This is a genomic window from Nitrosococcus oceani ATCC 19707 (assembly GCF_000012805.1).
In the GTDB taxonomy this organism is placed as follows: domain Bacteria; phylum Pseudomonadota; class Gammaproteobacteria; order Nitrosococcales; family Nitrosococcaceae; genus Nitrosococcus; species Nitrosococcus oceani.
In genome coordinates this window covers 876,238-891,284 of record NC_007484.1, presented here as the reverse complement: position 1 = coordinate 891,284, position 15,047 = coordinate 876,238, and the positions used below count along the sequence as shown (strand labels likewise).

Genomic DNA, 15,047 nt, shown 5'->3' with positions numbered 1-15,047 from the left:
ATGAACATCATATATTAATGCGCACCAAAGGAACTCTAAAATGAAGTTCCCAGGGAGAACTGGAATACTTCAGGCCGGTCATTTGGCTGAACATTAAAGGCTTTCGCAAAACTAAATTGCAGGCTACCAAATGGCGATAGCCAATTGGCTGAAATTCCAGCTGAGTACCGCAGGCCTTGCAGGCTAATATCTTGATCTATACCGTAGACATTCCCTGCATCAATAAAAGTACCCAAACGCACGGACTTTAATTCTTCCGCAAAGGGAACAGGAAAGAATACCTCAATAGTCCCTGTCATCTTAAAATTGCCGCCAAGGGTAGTACCATCTGATGCCTTTGGACCAAGCGTATTAGCCTTGAAGCCGCGCACACTATGTATACCACCAGCGAAAAAGTTCTCAAAGAAAGGGAACTCTTCGGTATTTCCATAGGCATTGCCATAGGCTACATCGCCATTTAGCATCAAAGTAAGAGATTTAGATAAAGGATGAAACCAACGGTGACGATAACCAAACTTAAAAAATTGCAAACTACCTAGCGGCAGGGTAATCTCACCGAAGAGGCTTTGAATACTGCCATCAGTCGTTAAGAGAGCATTATTCCGGCTATCACGAGACCAGCCTAAATTCGTATTAAAAGTATCAAACTTATTTCCTTCACTATCTACAAACTTATGGTATTCCTGGGGAGAATTTTCAGTTAGATTAACCTTCGTATGCTGGTAACCAAAACCAAGGCGCACCCTATCATTTTCAGTGACCGGAATACCGAAATGCATATCGCCGCCATACGCATCGGTACTAAAACGGGCAATATTGGCTCTAAAAGGACTGGTTTCACGATAGAAAAGGTTAAATCCGCGACTAATACCATCAATAGTATAGTAGGGATTAGTATATCCAAAACTATAGATGGTGTTCACCTGACTATTATTAAAAGCAAAGCTTACATGCTTACCACTCCCCAGAAAGTTTCGCTGGGTAATACTAGCATTAAAAATGAAACCTTGGGATTGAGAAAAACCTAAACCTGCCGACAGGGATCCAGAAGGGCGTTCCACTACGCTAAAATTCACATCAACTTGATCCGTAGTTCCCGGAACCGGCACTGTCTCCACATTAACATCTTCAAAATAGCCTAAGCGTTGGATCCGCAACCGGGAACGATTGATCAACTCGGTGGCTACCCATCCTCCCTCCTGTTGACGTATCTCCCGGCGAAGCACCTCATCCCGGGTTTTGGTATTCCCTGAAATATTGACCCGCCGAACATAAGCACGCTTACCTGGATCAACAAAAAAGGTTAAATTTACCTTTTTTTCTTCTTCATTTATTTCTGGCACAGCATTTACATTGGCAAACGCATATCCCTTATTTCCTAACAAATCAGTAATATGAGTTGTACTTTCCGCTATGGCCTTGCGTGAAAAAACTTTTCCCGAAGCCACAGTTAAAGCATCAAACAGTTTCTCATGGGGAAGAACTAAATCCCCGGCTAACTTAACTTCACCAATTTGGTAGCGATCACCTTCAGTGACATTGACAGTAATAAATACCCTTTTTTTATCAGGCGTTATTGAAACCTGAGTAGAATCAATATTGAAGTTGATATAGCCGCGATCTAAATAATAAGAGCGTAACGCTTCGAGATCCGCCGCCAATTTCTGCCGGGAATACTGATCATCATGAGTAAAAAACGATAGCCAGTTCGAAGTACTTAACTGAAATGCACCCAAAAGCTCATCTTCACTAAAAGCATGATTCCCTATGATATTGATACCGCCAATCTTAGCAATAGCGCCCTCTTTAATATTTACGGTAACACCTACCTGATTACGGGCCAAAGGAGTCACTGTCGTATCAATTTTAACGCCATATTTACCACGACTAAAATATTGGCGTTGCAGTTCCAGTTCTACCTTCTCCAGCAGCGCTCGATCAAAAACACGCCCCTCCGCAAACCCTACTTGTTTAAGAGCCTGCGAAAGCTGATCGCCTTTAAGTTCTTTATTACCCACAAATTGGATGCTAGTAATCGTAGGCCTCTCTACCACCACCACAACTAGAACATTGCCCTCGCGCTCTACCCGCACGTCCTTAAAAAACCGTGTCCTGAACAGTCCACGAATAGTATCCTTAACCCGCTGGCTATCAATCGTATCGCCGACTTTTACCGGAAGATAATTAAACACCGTACCCGCGGAGATCCGTTGCAATCCCTCGACCCGTATATCCTTAACTATAAATTCTTGAAATTCTGCCGCCAGCACCTGGCCAATAAGAATCAGTGCCACAATAGCAACCGCTATTGGCTTTTTCACAAACTTCAAAGACATCCCCCATTATTTATTTTGATAACTAAAAAGCCTTTTTCAAGGCTCTATTGGGGTTTACTTCTTAGGCCCAAAATTAATGTGCCCGGCAAGGGCATAAAGGGAAAGACTATAATTTTATTTTTTAGAATGTTAGCCTACGCTAATCTTGCTTTTGACCAATATCGCTTCCACTTCCTTGCCGCTATGAACACATATAGGCTTTTCTCAAGGGAATAAGAAGATTTATTGAAGAATCAAAACGATATCAAATTTATCCAAGCAAACGGACAAAGTCATTATAGAAAGCTAAACACATCAGCCCAATGAGTGCCACGATACCAATTTGCTGTCCCACCGCTTGGGCCATTTCTGACAGAGGTTTACCTCGTATCAGCTCAATAAAGTAATATAATAAATGCCCCCCGTCTAAAACAGGAACAGGCAGCAGATTTAGAACCGCTAGACTAATACTCACCACCGCAAGGAAGTTGAGGAAAGGGACAAAACCTATCTGCGCACTATACCCTGCATATTGTGCAATCGTGATGGGTCCACTGATAGATTTGGTTGATACCTCTCCCGCCAGCATTTTACCCAGCATAAGCACAGTTAACGATCCGATTTCCCACGTCTTCTCAACCGCCCGGGAAATTGCCGCAAAGGGAGAATACCTTAAAGTAGCCCGTAATTCCTCCGGCAATTCGCCCGGTGGCTCTGGTGCTGCGCCAATACGTCCAACGGGACCCTGCTCCCCCTCTATGATCGCTGGCTGCAAGTTTAGAATCAGCCGCTCTTCCCCACGCTCAATCTCAACGTTAAAAGCCTCACCAGGGTGATCGCGCACAAACTCTACCCATTCATTCCACGTGCGAATAGGCTGACTCGCGGCTGAGAGAACGCGATCCCCCGGTTGAAAACCCGCCTGCCTTGCAGGTTCACCTGGCAAAACCTCACCAATCACCGGCGCCAATAAGGGGCGCTCAGGCTGCACTCCCAACTGCTCCAATATATCCCTGGCTTTTTCAGGATCGACGTCTACTTGGACTTGACTCAAATCCAAGCTTAACTTTTGTTCTCCTCCAGCACCAGAAACAGTCACGGGAACACGAGATTCATGTTGAGAAGCCACAAATATTGCATGACGCACCGAAGCCCAAGTGGGGGTAGTTTGCTCTCCCACCGCAATAATCTCTTCACCAACTCGGAAGCCGGCTCTATCCGCCGGAGTGTCGACCATTATTTCACCTACAATAGGCTTGATCCCGGCAATACCAAAGACAAATGCTAACCAGTAGGCAATGATAGCAAATAAGATATTCGCTACTGGCCCCGCAGCGACGACGGCACTTCTAATACCGAGGGACTGTCGATTAAAGGCGCGCGGGAGATCCTCCTTGGCAACCTCTCCTTCCCGCTCATCGAGCATCTTGACATATCCCCCCAAAGGCAGCGATCCGAGTATATACTCGGTTTGATCCTTTCCACGCCAACGCCATAATGGCCGACCAAAACCAATGGAGAATCGCAGAACCTTAACGCCAGATCGCCGTGCCACCCAAAAATGGCCATACTCGTGTACGGCAACGAGCACCCCAATAGCAATCGCAAAAGCGAGTATAGCTAGTACAATAGACATTAATACCACCGCTCTACTTGTTCTTTAGCTACTTGCCGCGCCACTGCGTCACTTTCTAGCACGGCCGGAAGAGAGTCAGCCACGGTGGGGGTCACTCTACCTAGCGTCCATTCGATAAGCTTTGGAATCTGGGTAAACTGAATACGTTGATCGAGAAACGCCTGGACCGCCACTTCATTAGCTGCGTTCAAAATAGTGCTACAGGTGCCTCCCCGCTCCAGCGCGGCATAGGCCAGCCCCAGGCAAGGGAAGCGTTGCAAATCAGGTTGACAGAAAGTCAATTGGCCTATCGCAAACAGATCCAAAAGTGTTACCCCCGATTCCATACGCTCAGGCCAAGCCAATCCATAAGCAATGGGTGTCCGCATATCAGGATTACCCAACTGTGCCAAGACAGAACCGTCCACATAATCCACCATGGAGTGAATAACGCTCTGCGGATGCAAAACGACTTCAATCTGACAGGCCGCAGCATCAAATAACCAGCAGGCTTCAATAACCTCTAGCCCTTTGTTCATCATGGTAGCCGAATCAACCGATATCTTACGTCCCATACTCCAGTTAGGATGCGCGCACGCCTCATCAGGGGTAACATTGTCCAACTCGGAAAGTGCCCGCTCTCTAAAGGGCCCGCCCGAGGCCGTCAGTAAAATACGCCGTACGCCTTTACGGTGCAAGGGAAGTTCGCGCCCCTCCGCTGGCATACATTGCCAAAGGGCGTTATGTTCGCTGTCAATGGGGAGCAACTCGGCACCGCTTTCACTAACAGCACTCATAAATAACTGACCGCTCATCACAAGAGATTCTTTATTAGCAAGCAAAATCCGCTTGCCTGCTCGCGCTGCGGCTAAGGTGGGCAATAAGCCAGCAGCGCCTACAATGGCCGCCATGACATAATCAGTATCAGGAGATGTGACAATGGTCTCTAAGGCTTCGCTGCCGCTACTGACTTCTATCTCCGGCACGACGGGATGCAACCGCTGGCGTAGCTGCTCAGCAGCATCAGGATCGACCATAACAACCTGAGAAGGTCGAAATTGGAGGCACTGCTGGTAAATCTGTGCTACGGATCTGTTCGCGGACAAGGCTTGAACCCTGTAGCGTTCTGGATAACGCGCCAGTACATCAAGGGTGCTCATACCAATGGAACCCGTAGATCCCAGTATGCTGACCCCTATCATTGCAGCTGCTCCAACCCCCAGACTCCTAGGGCAAATACTGGCGCCGCCGCAGTTAAACTGTCGAATCGGTCCAACATTCCTCCATGACCTGGTAATAAGCAGCCACTATCCTTAACAGCGCTCAAGCGCTTAAACAAACTTTCCAATAAGTCCCCTACAATAGAAGCAAAAAGCGTTAACAGGACAAGTCCGATAAACCCCCACCAGGCTAGCCCAGAAAACGCCAATATCTCTCCTCCCATCAATGAAAACAATAAACCCGTGCCGAGGGCCCCATAGACTCCCTCCCGGGTTTTTCCAGGACTAAGCGCTGGCGCCAAACAAGTACGCCCAAAACGCCGCCCAACCAGATAAGCTGCACTATCCGCTAACCATACCAAAATAAAAAGAAGCAATACCATCCTTGGACCGATGACGGGCAACCCATGAAGGCCGATAACCGCCCGCCAGGCAGGCACCAGCACCAAAACCCCTACAATCATCCCTGGCACAAGCTTACTTAACAGCAAAGCACTAGCCGATCTCTTATGTGCCCATCGTACTAATAAAACCGTACAAACGCCCCACCAAATCACGCCTATCGCAGCTACCCCAGCGAATGGTAGAGAATAGCTCCCCCAAAGCAATAGTAACACGGCAACGATATAGCATAACCGCGCTCCCATGTCTCGCAGCCGAATTAGGCCTGCCCACTCCCAAGCGCCAATAGCCATTACCAAGGCCAATAGCCAGGCGATTATTCCAGTAGGAAAAGAAAGCACGGCCCAAACAGTGAGGGGTACTAAGATAAGAGCGGTAATGAGCCGCTGTTTAAGCACGGCGCAAAGACTCCACTTGCTCTGAAGTCTGACCAAAACGGCGTTCCCGCCGAACAAAGGTTTTGATTGCCCTAGCAAAAGCTGCTTCGTTAAAATCAGGCCACAGAATATCAGTGAAGTAAAATTCAGTATAGGCTAATTGCCATAATAAAAAATTGCTAACGCGTTGTTCGCCGCCTGTTCGAATAAATAAATCAGGCTCAGGCAAACCTGCTAGAGAAAGATGTGCCGCAAAAACTTCGGGGGTAATAGAGTCAACCGCTATCCGTCCCTCTTCGACTTTAGCAGCCACTTGCTTTACCGCTTGAGTAATATCCCAACGCCCACCATAGTTGGCAGCCACAACTAGAGTAATCCCGTCGTTTTGTGCTGTTAGGGCCTCGGCTTTCGCCATTTCTGTTTGCAGCGCTTCCGGAAATTTGCTCCGATCGCCAATGATGCGAAGGCATACATTCTGCTCTTGAATCTGCTGCAACCGGTTTGAAACGGCAGAGGCAAGCAACTCCATTAAAAGCTGAACTTCCTGAGATGGGCGACGCCAATTTTCACTACTAAAAGCAAATAGGGTTAATACCCGAACACCGGTATCAGCGCATGCCCGCAGAACCCCTTCCACTGCTTCAACGCCCGCCCTATGTCCATAAAAGCGTGGCCGATTCCGCTGCTTAGCCCAACGCCCATTACCGTCCATGATGATCGCAACGTGGCTGGGTATTTTTGATGATTGGCCCTCAAGCTGCCCGCTATCCATAATGCTGCCTAACGTCCCACCTGCAAAAAAACGAGGCTATTTAATATTTAGGGTTATCAAACTTCCATCAAATCCTGTTCTTTCACCGCTAACAACTCATCGACTTGGGTAATATGATTATCAGTGATTTTTTGTATGGCTTCCTCAGCACGGCGTTGATCATCCTCACTAATCTCTTTTTCCTTAATCAGTTCTTTGATGGTATGGTTACTGTCGCGCCGGATATTACGCATAGCTACCCGTGCTGCTTCCGCCTCTTGCCTGACGAGGCGAACCATTTCCCGCCGCCGCTCTTCAGTTAGAACAGGTAAAGGTACCCGAATAACCGTCCCTGCGGTAACGGGATTAAGCCCAAGCTCAGAAGTCATAATCGCCTTCTCGATGACTGGGACCATTTGCCTTTCCCAAGGAGTCACCGTCAAAGTGCGAGCATCTTCCACAGAGACATTAGCTACTTGGTTCAGCGGTACATTATTGCCGTAATAGGAAACGGTAATATGGTCAAGAAGACTCGTATGGGCTCGATTTGCCCGCAGTCTAGCAAAAGCTTGTTTCAGAGCATTAAGGCTCTTATCCATGCGCTGGGCCGCATCTTCCTGAATTTCATCAATCATAATCATTATTACTCTCTGGAAACGAGTGTTCCCACGTCTTCGCCTTTGATGATATGGGTAAGGGCTCCCACCTTATGCATGTCAAAGACTCGCAATGGCAGAGAATGGTCTCGACACATTATAATGGCGGTCGTATCCATAACTGCAAGTTTGCGCTCTATAACCTGATCATAGCTTAGGCGGGAAATAAACTGTGCATCGGAATTCACAAGCGGATCAGCCGAATAAACGCCATCTACCTTGGTTGCTTTAATAAGCAATTCTGCACCAATCTCAATAGCGCGAAGACTAGCAGCGGTATCGGTAGTAAAAAAGGGATTGCCGGTCCCGGCAGCAAAAATAACTAAACGCCCTTTTTCTAGATGGCGGATAGCTCGGCGGCGCAGATAATCCTCGCAGACCTCGTTGATCCGAATGGCGGACATCACCCGGCAGAATACCCCTAGCCTTTCTAAAGCGTCCTGTAAGGCCAAAGCATTCATCACTGTTGCCAGCATGCCCATATGATCTCCGGTCACCCGATCCATGCCGACAGCAGCTAATCCAGCGCCTCGAAAAATATTACCCCCCCCAACCACCAGGCCAATCTCGATCCCAATGCGGTTTAATTCTTGCAATTCTAGAGCAATTTGCTGAACCACCTTGGGATCGATACCATAACCCACCTCGCCAATAAGGGCCTCTCCACTGAACTTTAGCAGGATGCGCCGATACTTAGGTTTCCCTCCATCCAATGGCACCTGCTCAATCTCCTTGGGCCTGCGACCTTACCTCTTCAGCAAAATTTTCCACTTTCTTCTCAATCCCCTCGCCTACTTCAAAACGAGCGAAACGATAGACGTTAGCGCCGGCATCTTTAAGCAATTTTTCCACCTTAATATCCGGATCTTTAACAAAAGGTTGTCCCAACAAAGTGATCTCGCTTAAGAACTTTTGCAACCGGCCTTGCACCATCTTCTCAATGATCTCGGGCGGTTTACCACTGTCCTTGGCTTGAGCAATCTGAATAGCTCTCTCTTTATCCAAAATCTCTACTGGAATATCTTTTGGTGCAATAGCCTGCGGCTTACTCGCCGCAATATGCATCGCAAGATCTTTAGCCAATGCTTCTTCACCGCCTTCTACAGCAACTAACACGCCGATTCGATCACCGTGGACATAACGGCCAATACAACCATTTTCTGCTTCGACTAAGGTAAAACGGCGAACATTGAGATTTTCACCAATCTTGGCTACCAGGGCGTGGCGCCTCTCATCAACGCTCTCCCTACCCTTACCCAAGGGCAGGGAGGTCAAATCTTCTAAAGTGGCGGGATTGGAAATTAATGCTTGGTGGGCCACATCCTCAGCAAACTGGCGAAAATCCTCATTCTTAGCAACAAAATCCGTCTCTGAATTTACTTCTACCATCGCTGCCTTACGGCCATCCTGACTAACGGCAGTCACGATAATACCTTCGGCAGCTACTCGCCCCGCCTTCTTATCAGCCTTAGCTAATCCTTGCTTACGCATCCATTCTATAGCGGTTTCGATATCACCGCCGGTTTCCACTAAGGCTTTTTTGCATTCCATCATTCCGGAACCGGTGCGCTCCCGTAGTTCCTTGACCTGTGCCGCTGTGATTGCCATTATTCCATTCCTCTACGGTATCGGGATCAGACACAAGAACACCCTACTGCGGGGTCTCCTTGTGAGGTCCAACCTTAATTTGCTCGTTATTTAGGTAACGCTCGCATCTGTTGAAGCACTCTTCTCACTCAACGATTCGGTGAGAGTCTCCTCTTCGCTAGCCTCTTCCATCTCCACAAATTCATCCTTACTTGCTTTACTCGCGCTAGCCGCAGCAGCAGTGGTACGCCCATCAATAATCCCATCGGCAATCCCGCGCAGATAGAGGCGGATAGCCCGAATAGCGTCATCATTGCCTGGAATAATATAGTCCGCCTTCCTCGGATCGCTATTGGTATCTACCACCGCCACCACGGGGATGCCCAGCTTAGCTGCTTCATCTACTGCAATTCGCTCATGCTCTACATCAATAACAAATAAAGCATCAGGAAGATGAGTCATGTTTTTGATACCGCCAAGGTTATTCTCAAGCTTGTCCCGATCTCGCCTCACTGTCAACGCTTCTCTTTTTTTAAGCCGATCCAAACTACCATCCTGGATCATCGCCTCTAAATCATGAAGACGTTTGATAGACCGCCGCACAGTCTGAAAATTAGTGAGCATCCCCCCCAGCCAACGGCTGTTCACATAAGGCATACCGCAGCGCCCTGCCTCTTCTCGGACAGGCTCTTGAGCCGCCCGTTTGGTGCCCACAAATAAAACTGTACCTTTATTTGCAGCTAGCCGACCAAGGTAATTCGTCGCTTCCATATATAATGGCAGCGTTTCTTCTAAGTTGATAATATGGATATTATTGCGCTTGCCGAAGATATAAGGTGCCATCTTCGGATTCCAATAGCGAGCCTGGTGGCCAAAATGAACGCCAGCTTCTAACATTTGACGCATGGTGACATTCGCCATGATATTTTTACCTCGATGTATATTGGGGTTATTCCTCCGCGCATCCCATATACCGACCTGACCAAAGGCACCCCGATAGTATGTGCCGATGCGCGTGTGATTTTGTTTGCTTTAAAAGCGCGCGTTTTATACCATAAATGCCCTGTTAGGACAATGATAGAACCCTATCCTTAAGTCTCAGTCTAAGGATCTAGAATCCATGAAAACCACATCACAACCCTATGCCAGTTACTATCAAAACGCCAGAGGAAATTGAAAAAATGCGGGTCGCCGGCCATCTAGCCGCCGATGTCCTCCACATGATTCGCCCTTATGTGAAGCCTGGCGTCACTACCGAGGAACTGGATGCCATCTGTCACGAGTACATCGTTGATGTGCAACAGGCTATTCCTGCTCCTCTTAACTATCACGGCTTCCCAAAATCCATTTGTACTTCAGTCAATCACGTGGTCTGCCACGGAATTCCCGGCAAAAAGCGGCTAAGGAAAGGGGATATCGTGAATATCGACGTCACTGTAATTAAAGATGGCTATCATGGGGACACCAGCAAAATGTTCTTTGTGGGGGAGCCTAACGTTATTTCCAAGCGAGTCTCACAAGTAAGTTATGAATGTATGTGCATTGGCATCGAAATGGTCAGACCAGGCGTCCATTTAGGCGATATCGGTCATGCCATCCAAACTCACGCCGAAGCCAGTAATTTCTCCATTGTGCGGGAATTTTGCGGGCATGGAATCGGCCGCATTTTCCATGAGGAGCCTCAAGTCCTTCATTATGGTACTCCTGGCACCAAGCTTAGACTAGAACCTGGGATGACCTTTACCATCGAACCAATGGTCAATGCTGGCAAACGCTATGTAAAAGTTCTACCGGATAAGTGGACGGTGGTCACTAAAGATCACAGTCCTTCAGCCCAATGGGAACACACGATACTAGTTACTGACGATGGCTTTGAAGTGCTTACTGCCAAACCCGGAGATAACCTCTAAGCCAGCGATTGACTTCTCAGCGTGCCAAATTTTACTGGAAATACTCGCCCCGACCCCACGTTATTTGAACCCGCTGCTTTTGCGAAGTGGATTGATACCAGCGAGGCCCCTTTGCTTCTATTGCGATCCTTCCTTAAAGAGGGTATCGAGAATCTCAAACAGCGTTTTCTTACGGGGACTTCAGCCGCTGAACTGCTACCACTCCATGCCTGGCTGGTAGATCAGATTCTTGTTCAAGCTTGCCGCCTTCATACTAAAAAATGCCCTGAACGGGTTGCATTAGTTGCTGTGGGAGGCTATGGAAGAGGCACTCTGCACCCTTACTCCGATATCGATATCCTCCTATTACTGACAGAGGAAACCGATTCTATCCTACAAAATTCCATTGGCCATTTTATTTCTTTTTTATGGGACACTGGCTTAGAGATGGGACACAGTGTGCGTACGGTGGCAGAATGCCAACAAGCAGCCCGCGATGATCTCTCGTTTATTACGAGCCTAATGGAAGCTCGCTTACTTTTTGGACCCGAACTTCTATTTAAAAACTTACAAACAGCTATCGCCCCAGAGCAAATCTGGAATAGTCGCCAATTCTTTCTTGCCAAGCAGGCTGAGCAAATAACACGCCATCATAAATACCACGATACCGCCTACAATCTTGAGCCCAATCTCAAAGAAGGTCCCGGTGGGCTGCGCGACATTCAGATGATCCAGTGGGTATCAAAACGGTACTTCAATACCTGGTCCTTTGATAGTCTCTTACAGCACGATTTTTTGACCGTATCAGAGCGAAAAGAATTGCTAGAAAGCCAAAGCTTTCTTTGGCAGCTCCGTTATGGTCTGCACACTTTGACAGGCCGCAGAGAGGATCGCCTCTTATTCGACCATCAAATCGCTCTTGCTAAACAGCTAGGTTACCATGATCAAGGCCCCCACTTAGCCGTGGAACAGCTCATGAAGGATTATTATCGAACTGCTGAAAACACCGGACGACTTAATGAAATGCTCCTGCAACTGCTTGAGGAAAGAATTCTGCTAGTTGACGCGAAAGTTCATGTTCGTCCTATTAACGAACGTTTTCAGGCCCGCAATGGGTTTCTGGAAGTCATCAATCCTAGCGTATTCAAACATACCCCTTCTGCCCTCCTGGAAGTTTTCCTATTGCTCCAGCAACATCCTGAAATCAAAGGAGTGCGAGCTTCAACCATCCGCCTTATTCGAGAACACCGCCATCTTATCGACGACAACTTCCGGGCAGATTCATTTAATCGGGCTCTGTTTATGGAAATCATGCGCCAATCCCGGGGCATCACTCGCGAACTCCGGCGCATGAATAAATACGGCATACTCGGTGCCTATCTGCCTGTTTTTGGCAAAATTGTGGGACAAATGCAATATGACATGTTTCACGCTTATACGGTTGATGAGCACACTTTATTTCTGATACATAATCTCCGGCGTTTTGCCCTTCCAAAATATGCCCAGGAACTGCCCTTGTGTTCGGAGATTTTTCAACGGATTTCTAAACCCGAGTTACTCTATCTGGCTGGCCTATTTCATGATATCGCCAAGGGGCGCGGCGGCGATCATAGCAAGCTCGGGGCCAAAGATGCCTTGAGATTTTGTCTCTACCACGGCCTCAGCCGCGACGATTCCCGCCTTGTTGCCTGGTTAGTAGCCCATCACCTGCTAATGTCCATGACGGCACAACGACGCGACATTAACGATCCGAAGGTGATTCAGCGCTTTGCTAGGGAGGTCGGTGATGAAAGGCGCCTGAATCATCTCTATTTGTTGACGGCGGCCGATATTCGCGCGACTAACCCTAATCTCTGGAACAGCTGGAAGGACGCTTTGTTAAATAAGCTTTACACGGCTACCCAGCAAGCATTGCGGCAAGGTTTAGAATATCCCGTCGACAAAAAAGAACATATCCGCGATATTCAAAATGAAGCGCGGCAAGCATTATTAAAAGACGGCTGGACCGAACAAAAACTTGATATCCTTTGGAGTCAAATCGATGCGGATTATTTCCTGCGTCATACACCCAATGAGATCCGCTGGCACATCAAGGCTCTTGCCCAGAAAGAACCCCATGACGGCGCGCCGCGAATTCTGGTACGCATTCACAACCAGGAGCCTGGGACCATGGAGGTGTTTATCTATGCCAGAGCCCACGCGCTAATTTTTACCGTAACCACGAGAACCATGGCTCAACTCGATCTGGATGTTTTGGACGCCCGGATTATCACTACCGGCCATGGCTTCGTCTTGGAAAGCTTTGTTGTCCGTGAGGCAGCTACCATCCGGGCTGAAGCCGATCTAGAATTTCGCTTGCAAGAAATCCAAGAGGTTTTAACCCAGCGGCTAACCCAACCTGACCGCGCCCCACCTTACCGTCCAGGGTTTATTCCGCGAAAATTAAAGCTGTTTAAATTTCCTACTACTATTACTTTTACCAAGGATCGTCGTAATCAATGTACCGTGATGGAACTGACTACCAACAATTGGCCTGGATTGCTTTCCCGAGTATGCCGGGCCTTAGCTAGCTGCCAAGTACGGCTGGTGAATGCCAAAATCACAACCCTAGGCACCCAAGTGGTGGATGTCTTTTTTATTTGCAATCAACAGGATAAACCCCTCACCCCAGAGCAACAGCAGCAGTTAAAGGAGGCAATTTATACTTATTTAGAACGCTAATTAGGATAAAACTAGCTTAGTATAATACCAACTTATCCCATCCATACCTCGAAGCCTGCAAGTACGAGAGCAGCAAAAATACCCGCCACCACATCATCCAGCATAATCCCTAAACCTCCTGCTATACGGCGATCCAACACTCGAATAGGCCAAGGCTTCCAAATATCAAATAAGCGAAAAAGGATAAATCCCCCAAGCAACCACCCCCAACCAGAAGGTGCCGCCGTCATGGTCACCAAAAAACCTACGAACTCATCCCAAACAACTCCAGCAGGGTCTTTAATCTCTAGATCCCTAGCGGTCACATGGCAAACCCAAATGCCTATTAAAAACAACACCAGCACTAATAGCACATAGCCAAACAGAGGCCAATCTTGAATCCACCAATAAAAAGGCAACGCCGGTAAGGTTCCGAAGGTGCCCGGGGCACGGGAGGCTAAGCCAGAACCAAAGCCAAAAGCAAGGAAATAGATAGGATTTGCCAGCAACTGACGCCAGCTAATTTTTGCAATATCTTGAGCCATAACTAAAAATGACGGTAACCCTGCTGTTGGGGAATAAATGAAGCTCCATTCCGGCGGCGGCAACGGAAGCCTGGCTCCTCTTCAATCGTTCCAATCAAGGTGCAGGGACAACCCCGATCCGAGAGCACCGCCTGTATCCGGTCATGGTATTCGGCAGGCGCGGTCACACACAATTCGTAGTCATCGCCTGCGGTTAGCGCCAAGGCCCAGGCTTGCTCCAACTCAAGAGAAGCACGAAAGGAATCTGAAAGCGGCAAAGCCTCTACTTCAACCGCCGCACCAACACCGCTGCCTTTCAGGATATGTCCCAAATCTGCTGCGAGACCATCTGAGATATCGATAGCAGCATGGGCGAGAGGACGAAGCGCCAAGGCTTCATGTACCCGAGGCTGTGGCCAATCCAGGCGATGCTCAACATAGCATAAAGCCTCCTGGGATAACTGGAGACCTTCCAATCGCGCTTGAAGGGCAAGGCCAGAATCACCCAAAGTTCCCGTTACGTAAATTCCATCACCGGGACGTGCTCCATCACGCCTCAGGGCTTTACCCCGAGGCACGAAACCATGCAACTGCATAGTGACCGCCAGCGGCCCCCGAGTGGTATCTCCCCCTACCAATTGCACACCGTAGCTTCTGGCAAGCTTGCTTAACCCTTGAGTAAACCCAGCCAGCCAAGCTCTGTCGAGCTCTGGCAGAGTCAACGCCAAAGTCGCCCAGGCCGGTTCTGCCCCCATAGCAGCAAGATCGCTCAATCCTACCGTCAGCGCTTTGTGCCCCAAAGCGGCGGAATCCACCTCGGCAGTAAAGTGCACCCCGGCTACTAACGTATCAATAGAAACCGCCAATTCACAACCTGGAGGGACAGTCATCAAGGCGCAATCGTCACCCACCGCCAGCGCAACGTCTTCCCGTTTCTGAGTACAATCCGCAAAAAAATTTTCAATCAGGGAGAACTCATTCACATCTTAAAGCGCTCAGAAGAGCCAGGTG

13 protein-coding genes are annotated in these 15,047 nt (G+C 48.3%); 2 read left to right on the top strand and 11 right to left on the bottom strand.

Annotated features, from left to right (window positions below; genetic code table 11):
- Window positions 1–35: 35 nt before the first annotated feature.
- The 9 genes from bamA to rpsB form a co-directional block, all read right to left on the bottom strand.
- Window positions 36–2,336 (bottom strand): outer membrane protein assembly factor BamA, encoded by a 2,301-nt coding sequence (bamA, locus tag NOC_RS04455; RefSeq protein ID WP_002809502.1) that lies wholly within the window; start codon window positions 2,334–2,336, stop codon window positions 36–38.
- 250 nt (window positions 2,337–2,586) lie between these two features.
- Window positions 2,587–3,951 carry an RIP metalloprotease RseP gene (gene rseP / locus NOC_RS04450; RefSeq protein ID WP_002808844.1) on the bottom strand — a complete coding sequence of 455 codons (1,365 nt, stop codon included), beginning with the start codon at window positions 3,949–3,951 and terminating at the stop codon, window positions 2,587–2,589.
- Window positions 3,951–5,132, bottom strand: coding sequence for a 1-deoxy-D-xylulose-5-phosphate reductoisomerase (ispC, locus tag NOC_RS04445; RefSeq protein WP_011330488.1), 1,182 nt, complete (start codon window positions 5,130–5,132; stop codon window positions 3,951–3,953). Before ispC ends, rseP begins: the two co-directional genes overlap by 1 nt.
- A complete protein-coding gene (locus NOC_RS04440; RefSeq protein WP_002810617.1) occupies window positions 5,129–5,950 on the bottom strand; it encodes a phosphatidate cytidylyltransferase in 822 nt (273 codons plus the stop codon). Before NOC_RS04440 ends, ispC begins: the two co-directional genes overlap by 4 nt.
- Complete coding sequence (locus NOC_RS04435) at window positions 5,943–6,701, bottom strand: isoprenyl transferase (protein WP_002810874.1); 759 nt, start codon at window positions 6,699–6,701, stop codon at window positions 5,943–5,945. The genes NOC_RS04440 and NOC_RS04435 overlap by 8 nt, the downstream gene beginning before the upstream one ends.
- 56 nt (window positions 6,702–6,757) lie before the next feature.
- Window positions 6,758–7,315 (bottom strand): ribosome recycling factor, encoded by a 558-nt coding sequence (frr, locus tag NOC_RS04430; RefSeq protein ID WP_036497480.1) that lies wholly within the window; start codon window positions 7,313–7,315, stop codon window positions 6,758–6,760.
- An 8-nt stretch (window positions 7,316–7,323) separates the two neighbouring features.
- Window positions 7,324–8,055 carry a UMP kinase gene (gene pyrH, locus NOC_RS04425; RefSeq protein ID WP_002809164.1) on the bottom strand — a complete coding sequence of 244 codons (732 nt, stop codon included), beginning with the start codon at window positions 8,053–8,055 and terminating at the stop codon, window positions 7,324–7,326.
- Between the two features lie 4 nt (window positions 8,056–8,059).
- Window positions 8,060–8,944: a translation elongation factor Ts gene (tsf, locus tag NOC_RS04420; RefSeq protein WP_002809007.1), complete on the bottom strand. Its 885-nt coding sequence runs from the start codon at window positions 8,942–8,944 to the stop codon at window positions 8,060–8,062.
- 90 nt (window positions 8,945–9,034) lie between these two features.
- Complete coding sequence (gene rpsB / locus NOC_RS04415; RefSeq protein ID WP_002811513.1) at window positions 9,035–9,844, bottom strand: 30S ribosomal protein S2; 810 nt, start codon at window positions 9,842–9,844, stop codon at window positions 9,035–9,037.
- 221 nt (window positions 9,845–10,065) lie between these two features.
- Here rpsB and map point away from each other — a divergent pair, with 221 nt between their 5' ends.
- Window positions 10,066–10,833: a type I methionyl aminopeptidase gene (gene map / locus NOC_RS04410; protein WP_002809397.1), complete on the top strand. Its 768-nt coding sequence runs from the start codon at window positions 10,066–10,068 to the stop codon at window positions 10,831–10,833.
- Window positions 10,834–10,854: 21 nt separating this feature from the next.
- Window positions 10,855–13,533, top strand: a complete 2,679-nt coding sequence (glnD, locus tag NOC_RS04405; protein ID WP_002811130.1) for a [protein-PII] uridylyltransferase — start codon at window positions 10,855–10,857, stop codon at window positions 13,531–13,533.
- Between the two features lie 32 nt (window positions 13,534–13,565).
- On the opposite strand, the gene NOC_RS04400 is transcribed toward glnD, so the two are convergent.
- Together NOC_RS04400 and thiL are read right to left on the bottom strand one after the other, a co-directional pair.
- Window positions 13,566–14,057: a phosphatidylglycerophosphatase A family protein gene (locus NOC_RS04400; protein WP_002809881.1), complete on the bottom strand. Its 492-nt coding sequence runs from the start codon at window positions 14,055–14,057 to the stop codon at window positions 13,566–13,568.
- A 2-nt stretch (window positions 14,058–14,059) separates the two neighbouring features.
- Complete coding sequence (gene thiL / locus NOC_RS04395; protein ID WP_002809355.1) at window positions 14,060–15,019, bottom strand: thiamine-phosphate kinase; 960 nt, start codon at window positions 15,017–15,019, stop codon at window positions 14,060–14,062.
- Window positions 15,020–15,047 lie beyond the last annotated feature (28 nt).

What these genes read in the sequence shown, in the direction of transcription:
- bamA (WP_002809502.1), bottom strand. Translation starts at nt 2,336, where the DNA reads ATGTCTTTGAAGTTTGTGAAAAAGCCAATAGCGGTTGCTATTGTGGCA.
- rseP (WP_002808844.1), bottom strand. Translation starts at nt 3,951, where the DNA reads ATGTCTATTGTACTAGCTATACTCGCTTTTGCGATTGCTATTGGGGTG.
- ispC (WP_011330488.1), bottom strand. Translation starts at nt 5,132, where the DNA reads ATGATAGGGGTCAGCATACTGGGATCTACGGGTTCCATTGGTATGAGC.
- NOC_RS04435 (WP_002810874.1), bottom strand. Translation starts at nt 6,701, where the DNA reads ATGGATAGCGGGCAGCTTGAGGGCCAATCATCAAAAATACCCAGCCAC.
- frr (WP_036497480.1), bottom strand. Translation starts at nt 7,315, where the DNA reads ATGATTGATGAAATTCAGGAAGATGCGGCCCAGCGCATGGATAAGAGC.
- tsf (WP_002809007.1), bottom strand. Translation starts at nt 8,944, where the DNA reads ATGGCAATCACAGCGGCACAGGTCAAGGAACTACGGGAGCGCACCGGT.
- rpsB (WP_002811513.1), bottom strand. Translation starts at nt 9,844, where the DNA reads ATGGCGAATGTCACCATGCGTCAAATGTTAGAAGCTGGCGTTCATTTT.
- map (WP_002809397.1), top strand. Translation starts at nt 10,066, where the DNA reads ATGCCAGTTACTATCAAAACGCCAGAGGAAATTGAAAAAATGCGGGTC.
- NOC_RS04400 (WP_002809881.1), bottom strand. Translation starts at nt 14,057, where the DNA reads ATGGCTCAAGATATTGCAAAAATTAGCTGGCGTCAGTTGCTGGCAAAT.